At 25.5% G+C, this 23,155-nt stretch carries 15 protein-coding genes and 2 CRISPR repeat arrays (1 of these 17 only partly in view); of the genes, 1 reads left to right on the top strand and 14 read right to left on the bottom strand.

What is annotated here, in order from left to right:
- Nucleotides 1-175: 175 nt before the first annotated feature.
- The 4 genes from CLPU_RS10300 to CLPU_RS10315 all read right to left on the bottom strand — a co-directional run bounded on the left by CLPU_RS10300 (nt 176) and on the right by CLPU_RS10315 (nt 5,676).
- Nucleotides 176-1,918 (bottom strand): ABC transporter ATP-binding protein, encoded by a 1,743-nt coding sequence (locus CLPU_RS10300; RefSeq protein WP_050355577.1) that lies wholly within the window; start codon nt 1,916-1,918, stop codon nt 176-178.
- A 4-nt stretch (nt 1,919-1,922) separates the two neighbouring features.
- Complete coding sequence (locus CLPU_RS10305; RefSeq protein WP_050355578.1) at nt 1,923-3,899, bottom strand: hypothetical protein; 1,977 nt, start codon at nt 3,897-3,899, stop codon at nt 1,923-1,925.
- 10 nt (nt 3,900-3,909) lie between these two features.
- Nucleotides 3,910-4,116 (bottom strand): hypothetical protein, encoded by a 207-nt coding sequence (locus tag CLPU_RS10310; RefSeq protein WP_050355579.1) that lies wholly within the window; start codon nt 4,114-4,116, stop codon nt 3,910-3,912.
- Nucleotides 4,117-4,905: 789 nt separating this feature from the next.
- Nucleotides 4,906-5,676 (bottom strand): helix-turn-helix domain-containing protein, encoded by a 771-nt coding sequence (locus CLPU_RS10315; RefSeq protein ID WP_050355580.1) that lies wholly within the window; start codon nt 5,674-5,676, stop codon nt 4,906-4,908.
- 194 nt (nt 5,677-5,870) lie between these two features.
- On the opposite strand from CLPU_RS10315, the gene CLPU_RS10320 reads away from it, so the two are divergent.
- Nucleotides 5,871-7,976 carry an ATP-dependent helicase gene (locus tag CLPU_RS10320; RefSeq protein WP_050355581.1) on the top strand — a complete coding sequence of 702 codons (2,106 nt, stop codon included), beginning with the start codon at nt 5,871-5,873 and terminating at the stop codon, nt 7,974-7,976.
- 25 nt (nt 7,977-8,001) lie between these two features.
- Here CLPU_RS10320 and CLPU_RS10325 read toward each other — a convergent pair whose 3' ends face one another.
- The 10 genes from CLPU_RS10325 to CLPU_RS10370 form a co-directional block, all read right to left on the bottom strand.
- The gene (locus CLPU_RS10325; RefSeq protein WP_050355582.1) at nt 8,002-8,838 is read right to left on the bottom strand and encodes a DegV family protein; all 837 of its coding nucleotides are present in this window, start codon (nt 8,836-8,838) and stop codon (nt 8,002-8,004) included.
- Between the two features lie 282 nt (nt 8,839-9,120).
- The gene (locus CLPU_RS10330; protein WP_050355583.1) at nt 9,121-10,476 is read right to left on the bottom strand and encodes a polysaccharide deacetylase family protein; all 1,356 of its coding nucleotides are present in this window, start codon (nt 10,474-10,476) and stop codon (nt 9,121-9,123) included.
- Nucleotides 10,477-11,276: 800 nt separating this feature from the next.
- Nucleotides 11,277-12,952: a CRISPR direct-repeat array (repeat unit 30 nt; unit sequence ATTTAAATACATACTATGTTACTGTTCAAC).
- Between the two features lie 177 nt (nt 12,953-13,129).
- Nucleotides 13,130-13,417, bottom strand: coding sequence for a CRISPR-associated endonuclease Cas2 (gene cas2, locus CLPU_RS10335; protein ID WP_050355584.1), 288 nt, complete (start codon nt 13,415-13,417; stop codon nt 13,130-13,132).
- On the bottom strand, nt 13,418-14,434 hold the full coding sequence (gene cas1b, locus CLPU_RS10340) for a type I-B CRISPR-associated endonuclease Cas1b (RefSeq protein WP_235436158.1): 1,017 nt from the start codon (nt 14,432-14,434) through the stop codon (nt 13,418-13,420).
- Nucleotides 14,435-14,439: 5 nt separating this feature from the next.
- Entirely contained in the window at nt 14,440-14,943 is a 504-nt protein-coding gene (gene cas4 / locus CLPU_RS10345; protein ID WP_321169973.1) for a CRISPR-associated protein Cas4, read from the bottom strand.
- Nucleotides 14,931-17,597 carry a CRISPR-associated helicase/endonuclease Cas3 gene (locus CLPU_RS10350; RefSeq protein ID WP_050355586.1) on the bottom strand — a complete coding sequence of 889 codons (2,667 nt, stop codon included), beginning with the start codon at nt 17,595-17,597 and terminating at the stop codon, nt 14,931-14,933. Before CLPU_RS10350 ends, cas4 begins: the two co-directional genes overlap by 13 nt.
- A gap of 49 nt (nt 17,598-17,646) precedes the next feature.
- Nucleotides 17,647-18,411, bottom strand: coding sequence for a type I-B CRISPR-associated protein Cas5b (gene cas5b, locus CLPU_RS10355; RefSeq protein WP_050355587.1), 765 nt, complete (start codon nt 18,409-18,411; stop codon nt 17,647-17,649).
- A gap of 34 nt (nt 18,412-18,445) precedes the next feature.
- The gene (locus CLPU_RS10360; RefSeq protein ID WP_050355588.1) at nt 18,446-19,384 is read right to left on the bottom strand and encodes a type I CRISPR-associated protein Cas7; all 939 of its coding nucleotides are present in this window, start codon (nt 19,382-19,384) and stop codon (nt 18,446-18,448) included.
- Complete coding sequence (locus tag CLPU_RS10365) at nt 19,377-21,266, bottom strand: hypothetical protein (RefSeq protein WP_050355589.1); 1,890 nt, start codon at nt 21,264-21,266, stop codon at nt 19,377-19,379. Before CLPU_RS10365 ends, CLPU_RS10360 begins: the two co-directional genes overlap by 8 nt.
- 12 nt (nt 21,267-21,278) lie before the next feature.
- Complete coding sequence (locus CLPU_RS10370) at nt 21,279-21,980, bottom strand: CRISPR-associated endoribonuclease Cas6 (protein ID WP_050355590.1); 702 nt, start codon at nt 21,978-21,980, stop codon at nt 21,279-21,281.
- 370 nt (nt 21,981-22,350) lie between these two features.
- Nucleotides 22,351-23,155: direct repeats of the CRISPR family, unit length 30 nt; unit sequence ATTTAAATACATACTATGTTACTGTTCAAC; it runs 545 nt beyond the window's last position.

Here is a 23,155-nt window from a genome sequence, read left to right on the forward strand (position 1 = left end):
ATATACTATGTATGAGAGTTACATTTTGTCACTACAAAATATTTAAAATAATAAAAAATGACGGCTTATTCAGCCGTCTATTTTGGGGTTAAACATTGGATTTTATTAATAACTTTGAAGGTAAGTGGTCTTAAAATACTAATACCCTCATTCATAATCTTTTAAACTCTTAATACTAATTAGGCATTTTTTCAAATACTTCTTCTCTAAACTGTGAATTATAAAGTTTTGCATATAATCCATCTTTTTGCATTAGATCTTTATGATGTCCTTGTTCCATTATTCCTTCATCAGTTAAAACAATTATTTTATCAGCGTTTCTTATAGTTGTTAATCTATGAGCTATAACTATAGTAGTTCTTCCTTTTGATAGTAATTCAAGAGACTTCTGGATTATTATTTCATTTTCATTATCAAGAGCAGAAGTTGCTTCATCTAATATTAATATAGAAGGATCTTTTAAAAATACCCTTGCTATTGATATCCTTTGTTTTTGTCCACCTGATAATTTTGCTCCTTTTTCACCTATATATGTGTCATATCCATTAGGTAAAGACATTATAAAATCATGGATATTTGCACTTTTAGCTGCTTTAACTACTTCCTCATCAGTCGCATCTATTTTACCATAAAGTATATTCTCTTTTATAGTTCCCGTAAATAAAAATACGTCTTGCTGAACTACGCCTATATTTTGTCTTAGTGATTTTAATTCTATATCTGCTATATTTATATCATCTATAAGTATCTCACCAGAATCTACATCATAAAATCTAGGTATCAAATGACAAAGAGTAGTTTTTCCTCCACCTGATGGACCAACTAAAGCTAATGTTTCTCCTGGGTTTATAGTATAACTTATATTTGACAATATTTTTTCGTTACTATCTGTATAGCTAAATGTAACATTTTTAAGTTCAATTTTGCCATTTATATTTTCTAATTGCAAAGCATTTTCTTTATCATATATATCTGGTTGTATATCCATTACTTCAGTGAATCTCTCAAAGCCACTCATTCCATCTTGATACTGTTGTATAAATTGAGCAAGCTTTTTAATTGGCTGTAAAAAATAGTTTACATATAAAATATATGCTACTAAATCTCCTACACTTATTATCTTATTGTATGCGAATATACCACCTAAAGACAATACTACTACATCTAAAGTATTTGAGAATAGTTGTATCCCTGCAGAAAATTCTGCCATAATTTTAAAGGCACCTTCTCTTGAATCTTTAAATGCAATATTTCCTGTATTAAATTTCTCCATTTCAAATTCTTCATTTGTAAAAGACTTAGAAACTCTAATACCCGCTATGCTATTTTCTAATCTAGAGTTTACATTGGCTATTTCTCTTCTTTGTCTTCTAAAAGATTCTAGCATCTTTCTTCTTTTAATTATTCCAAACCAAGCCATTATAGGAATAAATAAAAATATAATAAGAGTAAGTCTCCATTCTATAGTAATTAATATAAAGAAAGATCCCACTATCATTATTAATGATATAAATAAATCTTCTGGACCATGATGAGCAAGCTCAGTTATATCTCTTAAGTCATTTACTATTCTAGACATTATATGACCAGTCTTGTTATTATCAAAATAGTTAAATGATAAATTTTGAATATGAGAGAAAAGTTCTTTTCTCATATCATATTCCATTCTGACACCAACTATATGTCCCCAACAATCAACTATATAATTGCACACAAACTTTACAATAAATAATATTGCTAAAATACCACACATAATAAGTAATGGTCTCAATTTTCCATTGGGAATTAAATCATTTATTGCCTTTCTAGTTGCCACTGGATATAGTAAATCTATGACAGCTATACTAAATGCACATATCATATCTAGAAGGAATAATTTCCAATGGGGTCTATAATATGAAATAAATCTTTTAATCATATAGCTAATTTACACCTCCAAGCTCGTTTTTCATACGTAATAAAATTATAAGGGATGATATAGAGTATATACTCATATAGGTAAACGCCACTATTCCAGTATCATTTATAATAAATGCTACTAAAGATACAATAATCATGACAAAACATTTTTTTATAATATCTGGCCTTACTCTTTTTGCAGTATTTATAATCTCTCTTTCTCTAATAAAGAATCTAATAAAGAAGAAAATCTGACTTATAAATATGACACTCCATGGAGGTACTATTGCCATGAATAATAATTGTTTTAGCTTCTTAATTATCATATCAAAGAATTCATAGTATCCTAGTACTTTAATTCTAGTAATTAACTCCCCAGCGTGACTTCCTGATACATTATTCATATCTATATATAGATTTACTCCTAATATTAATAATCCTAAAATCCCTAAAGCTAAAATTTCTTTTCCTCTAATCTTTCTATTAAAGATCAATACATATATTAACACTAAAAACATTGATATAGAAGTTAGATAACCACCAAAATTAGCTCCATATTTACCTGATAGGCTAAATATAATTAATGGTATATAGAGCAACAAAAATAACACTGATAAAAAATTATTTTGTATTTTTCTTTTAGCCCAAAAATAAGTAATAACAGAAGTTATTATAAGTACACCCATTATTTCATTGTTAAGTCCATAAAACCTTCCAGCTGCTACAATATTGTTATACCCTATAAAAGAACTATATAATATTTCAATATTAAAAAATACTCCTAGTAAAATTAAAATATTTGTAATTACACTTAATACTTCAAAAGTTTCTTTTCCTTTTTTAGAAAGAAAATATGATAAAAGTAAAGATGATATTATAATAAGTGTACAATATATAACAATACTTTTGTGTATATTAAAAATACCTAACAATAAAGATCCAAGTATAAAAAATAATATAGTATTCATTATCACCATATACTGATTTAAGGTTTTGTTTTTTAAAAATAGATAATTAAATATAACATATATTTGCAATGCTATAATAATTCCATGAAAAATATACTTTATCAAATTTAGATTTAAAAACTTAGCTAAATTATCTTTATTTTCATCTATTAAATTAGTATTTTCTTTAGTAGGTAAAATACTAATTTTATTTCCTATCATAGCATTAACCTTTATGTCATACATACCCGATATAGTAGGAAATATATCTAGATTTGTTACTATCCCTTGTCTCTTAGTACTATCACTTGTTAATTTACCTACTTTGTTACTTTGATCTTTATATATAATAGGTACTAAAGTTGTATTAAGTCTATAATCCATATCTCCTGATACCTTTTTAGGAAACATCATTATGTTGTGAGATACATTTTCATCTATATATTCTTTAAGTAACTTCAGTCTATTTTCATTATTGTTTATATTATATGAAACTACTAAAACATCGGATTTTTGAAATAAGCTGTTAGTTTTATCTTTTAGCCATTCTAAATTGTAAGTTATCTTATTTTCTCCATACTTTATATATCCATCTTTATCACAAGCCATAAAAGATGCTTCATCATTTCCTATATAAGATATATCTTTATTTTTTAATTTAAAAGTTCGTCCCATAAAGCTAATAGTATTGGAGAAATTAGGATATTTTTTATCTAAATCTTTTAATACATCTTTATATCCCTCTACTTTTAACTTATTTCCTTCATTCTTTACTTCTTTAAAAAGTTTACCACCTGTAGTGACTCTTCTACCTGTAGATATAGTAGTAAAAAAACTTTCATCGTTAGTTTTGTATCCAGTAGATGTCTTTGTACTTAAAAGACTTACTGATAAGCTTTTATTGAGTATTTTATTTGCTTTCGCGAAATCTAATTCATCTAAAACTACTATAAGAGTTTTTTTAGTTCCTTCTGCTTTAACTATATCTATATTAAAAGCACTTAAAATAATTATATTTATAATTAAAGCTATAATAATTCTGTATTTTTTCATAGTTCTCCCTTCAAATCGTAAAATAGTTGACTAATGCAAGTATTCCTGTAATAAAAGAGAATAGCCCTATAGTTGCCTTTATTTTATAGTAATTGTCTATGACAAAGTCTTCTTTCTTTTTGATATTTTTTTCTTTAACAAGTACATTTAAATAATAGACATCATTTAGTGTCGCATATACTCCTAGTATTATAAGAAGAACTCCTATATATAACAAAGAATCACCTCGTTTTTTTCATTAAATAAATCATAAGTTTTATGACTGTTTTTATAACTATAGTATAACTCTATATATTATACTATATTTCAAAAAACTTTGCTTTTACAATTTTATATATACAATAAATAAAAACTCGCTTATTGGCGAGTTCTTATTTATTGATTTAGTTACAAAAATATATCTTTAAATATAATTAATTTTTAATTCTAATTACCAAATAGTATTATATTATTTATAAATATATCTATAAATAATATAGATTATTTTAATATCTATGATTTAAATAGGGTATATGTGACTATAATGTTTATTGAATTCTAGTAGATTGTCTATAAAGAATGCTAAAATATAATTCAAAAACTATCTGCTATAAAATTATAGTCACATATATTAATAGAAAATTATCAAATAATACATCTAATATATTACTTTATAATAAGATAAAATGAATTTATAAGATTAAAGATATTAAACTCTATAATGCTTTTTCTATATTAATCATTTAAAAATAATTTAATTTTATAAAAGTTTTGGGATATATATATTTCATAAGTGGATAATACAACATTTAAAAATCAAAAAGCTCATTAAAATAATTTCTCATAATATTTTTAAGCTTATTGAAAATTAAGCGGTAAATAAAGAATTGGTAATCTGAAGCAGTAAATACATCAACATATAGTTGTAGTATTTGGTTAAGCGGATAAATTAATTTTAATACGGTCATATTCATAACTTATTTTTTTAAGTAATTAAGTTAGAATAATCTCTAAAGTTCTAGAATTTTTATATGGCAAATATATTATTTACTTTCTCAGCTAGTTCCATTACCTTCAAGTTCTCCATATTTACATCTTTTATTATTCTTTTAGCCATGGCATCATCATCCATATCATGATAACACAAAGCTCTATAGTATTTAATTTCATTTCGCTTTGAGCTATCGACTAATTTAGATTTTTCAAGTATGCTATCTGAAAGATTAAAGTAAATTAATGCTTGCTTATATTCTTTCTGAAGGTAATACACTTTACCTATACTCTTGTAAATTTCACTGATTCCATTGTAATCGTTTTCCTGTCCATAGTATATAAGAGCCTCTAAAAACTGCGTTATAGCACATTCATATCGACTATTTAATAAAGAATATTTTCCCTTAAGATATAATGCTCTTGCTCTATACTTTATTAAATCATACTCACTTGATAATATTATAACTTTATATAGATTTTCATATATTTTTCGAATATCTAAGCTAAGATTATTATCGACTTCACTTAACCAGCCTTGGCATTTATCTTTTGCTATATCAATGTTACTCTTTAATAGATATGATGAGTCTATTTCTATGTTTTCTCCTGTTTTCTTAGCAAGCGTATTTATTCTATTAGCTAAATATCCTGCATTGATAGCGTTTATTGCTCTCTTATCATTTTCAAACATAGAAATGTAGTTCTTAGAAAATTTGTCACCTGCAAGTGTTTCCTGTCCAAGCTTAAGCATTTTTCTTATTTGTCTTAATCGCTTTCCTGGACTTAGTATATTAACATCTTCCAATATTCTCACCCCACTGACTTAGTTATTTCTCTATAATATAATATCACATATTTTACATTAAATGAATGCTTTTATGTTAAATCTATTAAATTAAAAACAAATTTCCTCTAGATTTAAATAAAATACTTAAAAAATTTTACTTTATGTTAAAATATTTATAGTATAAGACCTAATTTATAGTATAAAACCTAGAGGTGGTTGTTTTGAGTAATGTTTTTTTTAACGTATTAGAAAAAAATTTTAATATAAATTTAAATAATCAACAGAAATTAGCAACTTTACATAAAGATGGTCCAGCTATAATACTGGCTGTTCCAGGCGCTGGAAAAACTACTGTATTGATATCAAGAACCGCAAATCTAATATTAAATCATAAAGTAAACCCTAATAATATTCTTTCCATTACTTTTAGTAAAGCTTCTGCTAAAGATATGAAAGAACGATTTAATAATGTATTTGGTAAAAAGCTCGGTATTACAGCTAACTTTTCTACTATACATAGCTTTGCATACTATTTACTTAGAGATTACGCAAACCTTACAAGAACAAGATATACTCTTATAGAAGATTCAAGTTTAAGTACAAATAAAATTCAAATAATAAAAGAAATCTATAGAAATACAAATAATGTTATTATAAACGATGATAAGCTTGAAGAACTTCTTAATACTATAGGATACGTAAAAAATATGATGATTAATATAGAAGATTTTAGAGATTATAATAACTTTAACATTAGAAACTTTGATAAAATATTCTCCTCTTATGAGAACTATAAAAAGAATAATAATTTAATTGACTTTGATGATATGCTAAGTATTGCATTAAATATACTAAAGAAAAATAATATGCTTCTTGAGAAATATAGTAAGATGTATAAATATGTTCAGGTAGATGAAGGACAAGATACTTCTAAAATTCAAAATGAAATAGTAAAACTAATATCAAATCCAAATGACAATATATTTATTGTTGCTGATGATGATCAAAGCATTTATGGCTTTAGGGGTGCAAATCCTGAATATTTACTTAAGTTTTCTGATTCTTATCCTAATGCTAAATTATTCTTTATGGAGAAGAACTATAGATCAACTAAAAATATAGTTAGTGTTTGTAATGAATTCATCAAACAAAATAAAGAAAGATATGATAAATCTTTATGTACAGATAATCCTAGCAAGAATCCTGTAACTATCGTAAAAGTTAAAGACCAGATTGATCAATATGAATATATAGTGAAGGATGTACACAACAGTAAAAGTTACTCTGATATTGCCATTTTGTTCAGAAATAACTTATCTTCTGTAGGACTAGTTGAATATCTGAATAGAAATGACATTCCCTTTTATATGAAAGATACCAAGCTTCACTTTTTCAAACACTGGGCTGTTCTAGATATACTTTGCTTTTTTAATTTAGCTATTGATGATACTGATATAGCCTCTTTTGAAAAAATTTATTATAAAATGAAAGGTTATATATCTAAAGTAGCTTTAAAATACATAATAAAAAAAGATAAATCTGTATCTGTATTTGATAGGCTATTAGAGTTCGATGAACTTAAGCCATTTCAACGTGAGACTATAAAGAAGTTAGGTATAAACATAAAAAAAATAACTAAAAAAAATCCTTATGACGCCATAACATTTATTGAAGAAGAATTAGGATACCTTAAATATTTACAAGATAACTGCAAAAACTTTGGATATTCTTTTGAAAGTGTTAATTCAATACTTTCTTATTTAAAAGTTATAGCTATCGAAACAACTTCAATATTTGATTTTGTAGATAGACTCAATAACTTACAATCTTTAATCGAAAATGCTAAATTTAATAAAGGTAAAAATGTTGTTACTTTGTCTACTATTCACTCAGCAAAAGGATTAGAGTTTGATAAAGTATTCATGGTGGATCTTATTGATGGAGAATTTCCTAGCTTAAGTAGTATGGAAATGTCTGAAATGGGAGATTTTAAGGCAATTGAAGAGGAACGAAGACTATTTTATGTTGGAATGACTAGAGCTAAAACTTCATTACATCTCATTACTTTAAACTATAAAAATGGAGAAAGAGTTTTCAATTCTAGATTTATTTCAGAAATTGAAAATATAATGTCTTCTTCTGACAGTAATTATGACTATAATATTAAAGTAGGCTCTAGTATCATTCATAAGAAGTTTGGGAAAGGAAAAGTAAGGGCTATTGACAAGAACTCTATCTTAATAAATTTTGATGATGAAGGATTAAAACAGTTATCGTTAAGTTTATGTATGGAAAAAAACCTTTTAAGTATATCATAAAAAACCATAGGAGTATCCTATGGTTTTAAAATGCTATTATTATGCCACCTTCATTAGCATATACAGTACTAATTCCATGTGTATCTACTATAATAATATCTTTAAAATTATATAGCTTCATTACTTCTTCTTTAAATTTGAGAGCTTTATCTAGACAATTACAGTGAGCTATACCCAAAATCTTATCTTCTAGTTTTTCACCGTTTTCCCCTACTACTTCTATTAATCTTTTGAAAGCTTTCTTAGGTCCTCTAACTTTTTCTAACATGTCAATTTCACCTTCATTTGTTGATTTCATAATAGGCACTATTGACAATAAAGAAGCTAACTTACCTTTTAAATTGCTAATTCTTCCAGCCTTAATTAGGTTATCTAAAGACTCCAAAACAAAAAAAGTTTTCATTTCTTTTATATACTCTTCTACTTTTTCTACTATATTAATATTATCGTATCCTTTTTTAGCTAAATCAAATATTTTCATACTTACAAGTGTTTCTCCGACAGAAGCACTTAAAGAGTCAAATACATGGATAAACTTATTACTTACTTCTTCTAAAGTTAAATTTTTAGCTAGAACAGCACTATTATGGCTACCACTTAATGCAGAAGATAATGTCACTACAAAAACATCTTCTTCCCCTTTATATGCATTTTTGAATTCATCTGGAGAAGGACAGGCTGTTTTAGGTGAATTTTTACTTAATTTCATATCTGATAAAAGATTTTTAGTGTCTAAGTTCTCATCGTCTCTGTAAATTTTATCATCTATATCTATAGTCAAAGGAACTACTTTTATGTTCATTTTATTTTCTAGTTCATCATTTAGATCACAGCAACTATCTGCTACTATTTTTATATTCATGATACTTCCTCCTCAGTCTTCATAACAACATTCTTTATGTAACGCTCATGGTTAATTATATATGATTACAGTATATCACATTATTTACCCAATCTAAAATATCTAAAAATTAAGTTTCAAGATATTATCATATATTCTCAATTATAAGTTATATTTAGTACTATATCTATATTTTTGTCCATATAAATTAGAAATCTCTTACCAATAATTCTTCAGTTCTTTAAACTTTTAAAGAATTATTAGTAAGAGACTCTAATCCCTTATATAAATGTTTTTTTACATCTATTTTGCCATTCGTGTATCGTTCCAAAAATTCATAGGCACCATGTCTTTATTTATTGTTTCAAATCTATAACCATTAGCTTTTAAATACTCTATAACTTTAGGTAATGCTTCTGCTGAAGTCTTCTTGTCATGAAATAGTATTATCGCCTCTTTATGATGAACTATTTGATTTATAGTTGATCTATATATTTGATCAGCAGGAACCCTAGCCTTTTTACTATCTGTACTATCAATATTCCAGTCCCATATACGATATCCTTTTGATACTGCTATATCACGGTTTTTTTGTTTTAAGTATGGCTTACTACCATAAGGTGGCCTAGTAAGCTTTGTAGTCTCTCCGATAACTTTTTCCAGTATGCCATTAGCTTCATCCATCTCTTGAGTAAAAGCTTCAGGATTAGCATATATTAATTTAGCATTATGAGTCATTCCATGTAATCCTAAAGAATGACCTTCATTTTTCATTCTTTTTACTGTATTAGAATGTGCATTTATATTTGGTCCTAACATAAAGAAAGTTCCTTTAACTCCATATGCACTTAATGTATCTAATATTTGTGGAGTATATGCACTTGGTCCATCGTCGAAAGTAAGATATACGACCTTATCTTGAGATACTTGTCTTTCAACCTGTTGAATATTTTTTACCTCTTTATCTTTAGTATTATTTTTATTAGAATCGCCTTTAGCTTTGTTTTTATTACTTTTAACTTTATCATTTTTAGATTCATTATTTTTAGTTTCGTTATTTTTAGATACTTTTTTGTCTTCCGAGTTATCTTTAGTCTTTTCTTTTTTATTATCTTCATCGCTTTTATTACTTGCTATAGTAACTTTTTCACCTGTTATTTCTTCAGATTTTTTACCAAGCTCTTTATCAGTTAACGTAGCATTTTGATTTTTTATTCTAACTATACTAGTTCCAGATATGTAAGATACCTCATAATTAAAATATTTTGATACTTTTTCAACTGGTATCATAGCTTTTTTATCTTCTCCAATAGTGTTCATTGTAAATTTCTTCTCTTTATTAGTAATAGCCGTGCCGTCTTTTAAGTTAATTATTATATATTTATCATCTTTAGTAATTATAGTTTTACTTGATACAGAGTTCCACTGTAGCTCTGCCCCTATAGCATCTGCAAAGTCTTTTATTGGAACAAAAGTATCCTTATCTTTCATAACAGGTTGCTCATCTTTAAAATTTATTAATTTGTCATTTACTGCTACAAAAGCTTTTTTTCCGCTGTCTTTAGTCTTTGCATCTGAGGATATAGCTCTTTGTGCTATAACTACTACTACAAGTAATAAAGCAAATAGAAAATATGAAAGCTTCTTATATTTTTTCAACGGGGTTACCTCCTTTGCTGTATATATATCATTGTTTTCATAATTCCATTATACAACTTTATTTGTCATTTATCTTCTAATTTTGCATAATGTAATTGTATTTTTACTATTTTTACAGATTTGTAACTAAAAATATTTTTTTGTTTTATTTTGTCTGATTATGATATGTAAATTAGAATATAAAATAAAGTATTAAAAATATATAATTATATGACTATACAGTCATCTGTATATAAATAAACTTTATATTGATATCCTACCCACTAAATTAGTAGCTAAAGTTATATATTTTAAAATGATTTCAGATTATTATTTATATATATCTTTTATATAAAATATCTAATTATTTTTTCATCAATATAAATATATGTTACTTTTTTATCGATTTCTAGTTTAAAAAGAAGGAAATTTTAGATAATATATAGGGTATTTTACTTCAATCTGTTAAATATGTATTAAATAAGTGAAATGAATGCTTTCAAATTTATAGTTATTTCATCAAATAATCCTTTATTTATATATACATCTTCATTATATACATTCACGTTACCATTCTTCAATACTTATAATAAATTATAGGATCAAATAATCTAGCTTTAATAAAAAACCCCCGAAAATAATTTTTTCGAGGGTTTCAATTTATTAGTTATTTACTTTTCTATATTTATTGCTAATTCATTGAAGATAATTTAAATTAACTAAAAATTTATAGGTTAGTATATAAATTTGACTTTTACTCTTTATACTAATCATACTACTATTTTCCTAAATAACTACTATTAAAAAATGTACTACTATTCATTTAAATACATACTATATTACTGTTCAACAGTTATTTTAAAAAGAATGATGGATAAAGTTCCTAAATTTAAATACATACTATGTTACTGTTCAACGAGATTAGATGATTTTTTAAATAGAAATGACCAGTATTTAAATACATACTATGTTACTGTTCAACTAGAATTACAGAGATAGAAGAAGTATATACACGAAAATTTAAATACATACTATGTTACTGTTCAACAATTGCTGACAATATGTATATTACGAGTTTAGCAAAATTTAAATACATACTATGTTACTGTTCAACTAACAAAAACATAGGAGTGATAGTTTTGATTAACTTATTTAAATACATACTATGTTACTGTTCAACTTCTACTAGCTTATCTACATGCTGCTTATTTATATATTTAAATACATACTATGTTACTGTTCAACAGATTCAGCAACTAGAATAGTGGATATAACAGCAAATTTAAATACATACTATGTTACTGTTCAACTAGGAGTGAGTGCATTGAAACTTTATTTAAGAGAAGATTTAAATACATACTATGTTACTGTTCAACATTTTCTTAAAATCGTCACAAGCTTCCTTGCAATCATTTAAATACATACTATGTTACTGTTCAACCTTGCACTGCAAGCTCTTTACTTACGTTTTTAAGTATTTAAATACATACTATGTTACTGTTCAACTAAAAGGTAAAGGACATGGTATATTAAAATATAAAAAATTTAAATACATACTATGTTACTGTTCAACTGAATTTACTTCCACACGCTGTAACTGTAAATGACAAATTTAAATACATACTATGTTACTGTTCAACATTTTTATTAAGTCTCTATATCTTTCATCTGCAAGTATTTAAATACATACTATGTTACTGTTCAACTCGTATATTAAGGGAGATATGCAAAAAATTATAGAATTTAAATACATACTATGTTACTGTTCAACAGAATAATGAAAACAATATATAGTATAATTAAAGAATTTAAATACATACTATGTTACTGTTCAACAATAGGTTTAGCTTGAGGTGTCTTTTTATTTGCTAGATTTAAATACATACTATGTTACTGTTCAACTTATTACTATCATCTAGTCCTTTAATAAATCCTTTAATTTAAATACATACTATGTTACTGTTCAACAGGCTTAGAAGATTCTAAAAAATTACCAACAAATCCATTTAAATACATACTATGTTACTGTTCAACTTCATTTGAAACAATGGGAAAAGAATGGGTTAACGAATTTAAATACATACTATGTTACTGTTCAACCTAAGCAGTATCTTTTATCCATTCCTATAAGTTTACCATTTAAATACATACTATGTTACTGTTCAACCTTTCCTATTTCCTTAAATCGAATTAATTCTAGATATATTTAAATACATACTATGTTACTGTTCAACCTTTAATATCAATGGTTCTGCTTCTATCCATTCTCCATTTAAATACATACTATGTTACTGTTCAACTTTTCCTGCATAAATTTTTTCAGGTACCATTATACTATTTAAATACATACTATGTTACTGTTCAACATTATGGCATTGGTGGGGTAATCGCTCGTGGTGCAGATTTAAATACATACTATGTTACTGTTCAACATTGATACGGATGAAAAGATAGACGGTATGTGTGGATTTAAATACATACTATGTTACTGTTCAACTATCGAAAATTACACATACAAAAATTATGTATATTGTTATATTGTCTAATTTTAAATATCTTTTTATTTTTTACCAAGCTCGTAGTGATATTTAATTATAAAAACATTTCACATGAAAAAACTTGTATTTTTCAATATTCATAACTATTTATTATATATAGACGGCTGGTAAATTTTCTATATAAATAAGCTTTCACTTTTCTTATTATCTGTTCCTAGTGTCTCCTCATCAAAACTATTTTTATTAATGAGCTTTATTATTGATATAAAATCTTCACTTGATAATATAGTCCTCTTCAGTTCATTTCTAAGCTTTATAAGATTTGAAGGACTGATACTCCCTCTAAATACTGATTTTTGATGATGAATAAGATATTTTTTACATATTTTAAAAACCTTTTGAACTCTTTTTTCAGAAACATCATAAAATAAAAAAACATAATTATAGTTATAGTTCTTTGACATTTAATACATCTCCTTTAAGCTGAAAGGAACAAACTTTTTATCTTCTACTAAATATTTTATAAGCTTATATCCATCAAGTTTTATAGCATTTAAGTAAGTTGTCTTTCTATTTAAGCCTTTATGCACAAAAACACTATTCAATCTTTTTTCTAATTCTGTAATAAATATATTTCTTCCTTCATCATTTAATAAACAATAGTTTAGTTTTTTATTGAAATGTTTATCAACTTGTATCTTTCTATTATTAACACAATCAAATATAGTTTTGAAAACAATTACTGGCTTAAATACTTCACTTATATCTAAACTTAATGAAAATCTCCCTTCACTTGGTTCGTGTAAATAGCTTATTGATTGATCTAAATGAGTACCATATATTTGAGTTATTGTTTTTGAATAAATTACACTATTCCCAAATGATATAAGTGCATTCAAAGGATTATCTGGTGGTCTTTTAACTCTTTTATTAAATACAAATTCTTCTTTAAGTATTTTATTAAATATACTATAGAAGCGTTGCCATACTAACCCCTCTATAAATAATATTCTCTTTATATTAATTTCTTTTTCTAATAGTATAGGAACTTCTTTTCTTAGCCAATCCAATATATCTTTTATGTCCTTATTACCATGTTTATAATAGTGGTATAAAGTTTCATGAATATTAATTGCAATACCATTGACTATAGATTTACATATATTTAATCTTTTGTTTTCATCTAGATAGGCTTGTACCTGTTTTACTTTAATTTTTCCACTTATTAAGTTTTCTTTGGGATAAAATGTACCTGAGTACTGTCCATAATAATTAAAAAAATGTAATACTACCCCGAATCTAGATATATAGTCTAAAAATTTAGTATTAATTTTTATTTCATTTAGACAAACTATCTCTCTTATACCCTCTATAGGTATATAAGTATTTCCTTTTTCATTTCTAAACACTATAGAATTATCTTTTCTTTTCAATTCGCCCATACTTGTTATATACTTTGTTTTACTTATGACAAACACCACCTTACTCAAATATTACAGTACTCATAATAGGCACATTTTTTACATTTAGAACTTCTTTCTGCAATAGGAGGCTTTTCTGAAGATAAAAATTTCTCTATATCTAATAATAATTTGTCTAATTCTTCTTCATATTCTTGTGTTAATTCTACATAATGTATTTTTTTATCTTGTTTCTTCTTCTCTATAACCTCTATTTTTCCTTTCCTAATTATGCCTTTTTCCTTTAACTTCTTTAAATATAAAAGTACTTGCCATTTCGTTGAATTAAGATCAGCATCTGATTTTTTTAGTTCTACCAAATATTCTCCTGTTATTTTATCTATTTTTATATTGTCTATAGAAATTTCACTACTTTTACTTTCTTGACTTTTAATTTCATGTAATATTTTTCCTATACGGACATCTTCACTATTATCTTCTAAATTTATTCTATTTCCAAATAGCCAACATTGTCTTTTACAGTGAATATAATAGTTTATTATTGTTCCTGTAATTTTTATAGAAATAATCCACTCACTCCTTCATTATACTTTTCTCTATTAAACTTTTTAGATTTTGTCTCTTCATCTTTTATCATAAACTCGTCTCCATTTGATACATAAAATAAGTTTCCTATTCTATCATCATGTTTCTTTGGTTTTCTATCATATTTATTTGTATAATCCACATAATTATATGTGAATAATTGCACTTTTTCAGATAGTCTAGATAACTTTATCATTCTTTCTGAGTAATCCATTTCTTTATTTTTATAAAGTTCTACATACCCATTCCATATTTTTTCTCCATCTAAAATAACTTCCTGATCATTTTCTTCTATTATCATCTCATGAGATAAATAAAGCTGATAGGCTTCTTCATCTATCAATTTCATATTTTTACTTATATTTTCAAAGTTTAAAACATAAGCATCTTCCCTCATATGTTTTAGATTATATTCTGAACTATCTTTATTTTTTTCTTTTAATCTTTTCATTGAAAGATTATAGAATTCATTAAAGTCTTTGCTTATTAGATATTTTTGATATTCTTCATCTGTTAAATCTTTTTCAATTCTAAAATCTTTTTTATAAATTAATTCTGCTTTATCATAGTTAAAGAAATACGCTTTACAATTATTTCTCTCACATGATCTATTTATTCTACCTAAAAACTGTTCCTCTGCATCCAATATAGATATATCCTTAAATCCTATATCCATATCTATATCTATTCCTGCTTCTATAACTTGTGTGGCTACCACTATTAAATCTTTTCTTACATATTCACCTTCTATATTATCTCCTTTAGTTTCCTTATGCTTTTCTTTTATCTGGTCTATTATTTTCTTCCTATAATAATTACTATCATCTCCAGTAATCTCTATTACTCTTTTACTAGGATACTTATTCTTGATCTCATTATAGAATTCTCTAGCTGTTTTTTTAGTTATAAATTCTATTAAAATTCTACTTTCTTTATTTTCATTTATAACTTTATCCATTTTTTCTAATAATTTAACTTTAACTAATTCCTTATCTTTATTTGAATATTTTAATAAATCAAAATTTAACTTGACTCGTTCTCTAAAAATCTTATCTCTATAGTATTTGCTTGGATTTTTTATCAAGCTACAGAATAAACTGTCATCATTTTCTATAAGCTTATCTAGTTTTGGAAGTGTTGCTGACATTATTATTATCTTAATATTTAGAAGCCTACTGTATATATCTAAAAATTTTATTATGTTTGGCCATAATCTGTTTTTATAACTCTGTATTTCATCTATTATAACTACGCTATTACATAATTGCACTAATGGAATATTTATCTCTCTGCCTGTTCCAAATAAATAATTAAAAAAATTTATATGTGTAGTTAAAACTACAGGATAATGTAACATTTGTCTATTCAAAAAGTCCTCTTTATATGTTTTATTATCTATATTGTCATCTTCTAATTTTTCACTACTTGATATTATAGGTGTTATGGAATTTATAACTGCTATCTTAAACTTCTCATCTTCACCAAATATATCATCTAGATTTCTTTTTGTTTGCTCTACTAATGTATTGAAGGGAAAAATGTAGTTTATTTTATTTATATTCTTACTATTCTTTATTATATTTAAAGCTAAATTTATTGACATGTTTGTTTTACCACTACCTGTTGGTGCTTCTAAATAAAATATATTATATCTTTCTAAATTAGTTGTTCCATCCTCATATTTTCGTAATAAATTATCTTCACTTTCTATAAACATTTGACTTCTTAACTTATTTATAGGACTATCATTAAAATAATCTTCATTTTTTTTATACATTTCTATTCCTTTATATATATTGGTACTTTGATATGTCTTCAATATTTTATCTATGTCATCTATATAATTAAATTCTATATCATTACCTGTGTCATAATAATGTGTTGCGTAATAATCACAAGACACTAGTACTGAATATAGAAACTTATTTAATATATAAAATTCATAGCTACTATTCTCATGACCATCATCAAATCTATTAACTTCACTTTCTAAAATAGATATATCTAGTTCTTTAAGCTCATCTAATTTTTTATAATAAGCCACATAACTGTCTTCCTTTATTATTCTTTCTAAAAGTGATTTAATTGAATCTTTAAAATCCTTGTTTTCAGAGTTCTTTAAACCCTTTAAATATGTGTGATGTCTAGATATAATGTAAGCAAAACAATATAGAATGTGTCTTAAAAAACCTCTTAATCCTTCTATTTCTCTCTCATATATTTCTTCTATTTTCTCTAAGTATAAATGAATATATATTAAAGCCGATAACTCTGAATGATTTGAATTTGTTGCCTTTGGATTATTTTTAAATGCATTAACTTTATTCTTCATTTTTATATATTGAAATGCTGGATTTATTTTTCCTATGTCGTGTAAATATATGGCATTTATAAACAGTTCATAAATAAAATTAATAACATCTTTAGGCAGATTGTTATCATCAAACTTGATATGAGAAATTATGTTGTATATTATATCTCTTATACCTTTTCTCTCTACTAGTTTATTATAAAAATAAATTGTTCTATCTAAATGTTCTGTTAAAAGCTCTGCTTTCTTTTTATTATCTTCATCTATATGAGCATATAATTTTTCTTTATTAGATATTATTTTATTTAAGTCATATAGCTTATCCATATTGTTCCTCCTAAATATTAAGGCTCTAATATTAGAGCCTTAATAAATCTTATATGAATGATATTATTTTATCTTTATATTTATATAAATCACTTGTATTTTCTTCTATTTTTAACTTACTATTTGTATATAAAAACTCCTTAAATTCATATCCTCCATAATCTTCATTTAAAGTATATGGAGATACTTCTTTAAAAAGATATGGTTGTTTTCCATCATAAGTTCCCCTCTTTGAAATATTAATATTTTCATTTATAAAAACAGTACTTATATAGTTTGGGTCTTTTTCAATTTCAAGTTCTATTAGCTCAACATCTTTTATTTCTGCTATATGATCATTTTTACCTAAGTACGGTATAAATTCACACTTGTTATTCTTTAAAAACTCTTCAATTTTTATAAATAACCCTCTATCTACAAAATCATCATCTAATATATATATGTTCCAAGCTGGATCTTCAAGCCACTGTTCTCTAATTACTAAGTTTCCGCCTTCTTCCTTACTTGCATATCCTACACTATTATTAAAATACTGAATCTTTTTAGTAAAATATCCTCTTTCTCCCAAAGGTTCTATAGCTATTTTAATATCTTTTAATTTTTCATAAAATTCTGGATATTTTTTCTTCGATTCCGCATCTAGAAGCTTTTTATCATTCTTCTGATTATGACCACCTAGACCTACTATAGCTCCTAACATACCTAATAGTGCAACTTTATGTATATTATTATAAGTAAAATAAGTATTTACATTTACATCTGGCTTTTTAAAAAATCCAAATTTTCCACTTAAGCTAAACTTTATTGCTTTCAATATTTCACCTCTATTCTAGATAAAGTTATGTTAGCTACTTTACAATCTCTCTTGTAAATATATTGTATACTTTTGCAGTCTCTATATCATTCTTTAGATCTGTTGTATATGGATTATAATATATCTCTATTCCATCTACTTCATCTAGTATGTTTCCTTCTTCTAGAATATTTTTTATTTTAGTTATATCTATTAAATTTTTTTCTTCTCCTTTTTCAAAACTAACATATTTATCTAAGCTAGGAAGATAAGACTTTGAGCCTTCTTTAAACTCTATAAATAAAGCAAATTCATTTTCACAACCTGCTTTACTACAAGTATTAAGTGCTGTAGCACCTACTAATGATCCTTCTTTAAAAAGCTCATATGCATGTTTTGTATACCCTTCAAAATCATCTATGAGTTCTGTATAGTTTTTATAGTTTTGTGGATTTACTGTAAAAGGATAGAAATAGTGGACTTCTTCACTAATAACTTGTCTACCCAAAGTAGAAGAGTCTGCTTCATCTTTATTAGAGTTTCTAAAGGGAGATAATATTCCATGGGTCATTACTTCACTTTCATTATATTTATTCATACCTTGTCCTATTTGAACAGTACCTGTTATACTTATATTTTGTTTTGATACTGCAAATGTAGCTCCAAAGTTCATAACATCTATTGTAGAAAATAGTTTCTTTATAATTTCTTCAGAGTCAGTTTTATCATTAACCTTGCCTCCAAAAAGTTCTTCATATCTTTCATTTAACTCTTTAGGCTGTAATTTTCCTTTTTGTAATGTATATGATTTAAAAAATAATACTTTTTCTCCTATATCATTCCAATACTTTCTAAGACTATATTTTAAAGCTTTATCACTTCCAAATATATTTCCTCTAGTATCGGTCTTTGGTCTACCTGTAAAATCTGCATTCCAATTTGCCATATCACTTCTAATTCCTATTATCCCTATTACTCTGTTATTCTTAATCATTCTTTTTCTCCTCCTTACCTCTATAGAATATATTGTCATATGTTATTCCTACTAATAACATTTCTTCATTTTTTTCGTCTAACTTTGTAGTTGTTCTATGGCCTATGACTGAGCTAAATGTCCTTTTGAATAATATATTTCCTATACCTATTTCATGTTTATATAATTCGAATAAATGTATTAATTCTTTTTTTATTTTTTCACTATTTCTAGCATTTAATATTCCCTCAAACATTCCATAAGTTTTTCTCTTAGCTTGAGATAATGATAAGAGGTAATATGCTAGTTGTCCTGATAAGAAATAAAATTCTCTATCATTTTCACAAAGTAGCTCCTTATTATCTTTAGTAAGCTTTCCTTCTAAACTCTCTAATACTTTCTTTATTTGATTTTCCAAACTCTCTTCACCTTCTTTTTTAAAGTAGTCTAATAATGATACTCGTAAATTATATGCTCCCATTACATCCCAAAGATTAATTCCTTCTGTTAAATACCTTATTCTTTCTTTTATAAAATCTTTGGTCATTTTATTCACTGTTTCTTTAAATGAAATATCTATTCCATGTGAAAAGAAATCATGTAAAGACTCTCTATTCACGATAAATATAGATTTCATATTATTTGTTATTTTTAAGTTTCTTCCTTTACTAAATTCATATTTTCTAAAATAATCCGTTGCTTTTACATCATTTAATAAAAATCTTTCACAAAAAAGACCTTTTAATCTATATAAACTATTTATACATTTTTCTTCTTCTAAAACCTTTTTACTCTTCGCATCTTCCCAATCTATTCTAACTTTTCTATTGGTTATGTTTATAAGATTAAATTCAAGGTTTTCATTATTAGTAGGAATAAAGTCAAATTCATCTATTTCCGAATTTTGATCTAATCTTAAGCTATAATAAGATTTTCTGTCTGTGTGTATTTTTTCTCCATCAAACTTATAGTCATGATCCATTTTTATTTCTTTAAATTTACCTTGTTTTTCTAAAAAGTTAAACAAAACATCTTGTATTATGGCTTCTTCTAGTGTTACTCTAGTCGGAACCTTACAGTCCATACTTCTTAACAATAAATATGGCTTTTTATCATTTGTCGTTATATTTTTACTAGGTAGACCTAATATATAATCTTCTGTAAATATATTATAAGTATTTACATTAAATATTCTTGGAAATAAGTAAACTTCTTGCTCTTTCTTGTAAGTTCCTATATTTTCATCAAAAAATATTTTTACATAATTATCAAATTTAACTTCTTTATTAAGTTTTTCTAAACCATTTATTATTTTGTTCAAATTGTTTAATATAAAGTTCTTATGATTTTTAATACTAGTTTTTCTTTCTTCACTCTTTATATAATCCATTTGTTCTTTAAAGTATTTATCTAAAAACTTATTTTCTTCACCTTTTTTAAGTTTTCTTTGTTTAAATATACTAGAGTCATGAATTTCTAAGAACTTTTCATCTGCCTTTAACAATTTATCATAATATATATCTGTTCTATTCAATAGATCCTCATATTTAAATTTTTTATTGTTTTCTAAATTTAAGATATTTTCTTTCTTTATGAAAAAACTTAAATGATTTGTACTATGTATTTTTTTTGCTGGTAGATCTATCGCTTTATTAGTATCATCATTAAGTATGCTACTATAATAATCCCTTTCCTTAAACCACATATAAAGATCTCTGTTTTTTATAGAATCATCTTTGTTTTCTTTATCTATAACTATATACTCTAGACTTTCATCAAACTCTATGTCATAATTAATACTAAGCTTTAGATAAATCCCTTCTTTTAGTGAATAGTTATCTAATGCTAAATTTTCATTTGTTAATATAGCTTCTTTTATATTTTTAGATATATCTCTTATCAAAGCTTCACCCCCTTACTTTAAATAATGTATATGGCAGAACCCCCCACCTATCGCACTTGATTTTTCTCCAAGTCCTATTCCAGCTGCAATATGTGCTAGTTTTTGAGAATCTTCATCTTCATTTACATATATCTCTAGCTTATTCCCTAAAAGCTTAATATTTTTATATAGACTTGCTATAGGTTTCTTATTCAAAATATTTATTCTTTGTATAAAGCTGTGATTAATTTTTATTTCTTCATTAAAAATTTGATTATACTTTTTTTCGAGATTTTTCTGTAGCCTATCTTGAAGCAATAGCAAATCATCTTCTCCTGCGATCCATGGTTTACCTTCAACTGTAGTTATCACTGGTGTTCTAGTATATATCTTAGTTATATGGCGTCGTTTTATTTCTTTTTCTTCTATAGATAATACTTTTATGTATTCATCATCTAATCTTCTAAGTAAAGTTTTTATTTTAGATATAAATTCTTTATTAAAACTTCTTATATTAAAAATATATACTTTTCCTGCTTTATAAACTTTATCTCCTTTTTCTATAGGATAAAAGATGTCATAACAAAACTTATAACATCTTTCTTTATGTAGTTTTTTTAAATAATCGTCTTCTAACATGAGTCTACTTATAGATTGTCCTATAACTTCACCAACTTTAATATAATGTACATCTTTTTTTAGGAAGATTGTATTAGTTAATTGATAAAAGCACATTATTTTTCTCTCCTTAATTTGTTAATAAATAGAATTGAATTTTAATTTATATCCTAAAATAAGGATATCATTGATTAATTTTCCTGTCAATATATTTTTTACATATTATGTTACTATTCAACTTTTCTATCCTTTTCGTTTATAAAAAGAATATTTAAATACACTATATGTATATATTCTACTTTTATTGTCTAATTTTAACACAAAGTATAACTTTTGTATATAAATATTATGTACTATATTCAAATATAAATGCTACATTACTGTTCAGGTGGTTAATAAAATGAACAGCAGATTCGATTGAAGAATTCACATACATACTCGCTACTATTCAATTTCAATCTTTAGGCCAGTCCTCATTTTCTGCCAAATTTAAATACACACTATGTTACTGTTCAACGATAATTAAACTCTAAGAAGAAGTGTAGAACACCATCATTTAAATACATACTATGTTACTGTTCAACACACCGATTATATAAGGAGCAAATTGGCTTACCTTCATTTAAATACATACTATGTTACTGTTCAACAGCAGATGCAATAGATGAATGTGGCGGGACTGCCGAATTTAAATACATACTATGTTACTGTTCAACTAGATATGAACTATATACAGATGCTAGAGATTTATCATTTAAATACATACTATGTTACTGTTCAACACTGATCCTCGTATGTCCCAGTTCTTCCCATCCTGATTTAAATACATACTATGTTACTGTTCAACGACATGCTACATTCCTTCAAGCTCAATCGAGGGCAAATTTAAATACATACTATGTTACTGTTCAACTCTTCCCCTCCTTCTGCGAATAATTGTAAATTCATCTATTTAAATACATACTATGTTACTGTTCAACCCTTGCGAGAACTTCTGATCTTGTTACGGATAGTAATTTAAATACATACTATGTTACTGTTCAACTTTAACAGACAATCAAAGAAATCAAGGATTCTCCTTATTTAAATACATACTATGTTACTGTTCAACCTACGACATGGAGAGATAAGCAGGAAGTTACTCAATTTAAATACATACTATGTTACTGTTCAACACGCTTTAATTAAATTTGATAGAAAATATAAAGGTTAATTTAAATACATACTATGTTACTGTTCAACTTTGGAGGAATTAACTCTAGTTTATCTTTTGCATCATATTTAAATACATA

Source organism: Gottschalkia purinilytica (assembly GCF_001190785.1).
GTDB classification, from domain to species: Bacteria; Bacillota; Clostridia; order Tissierellales; family Gottschalkiaceae; genus Gottschalkia_A; species Gottschalkia_A purinilytica.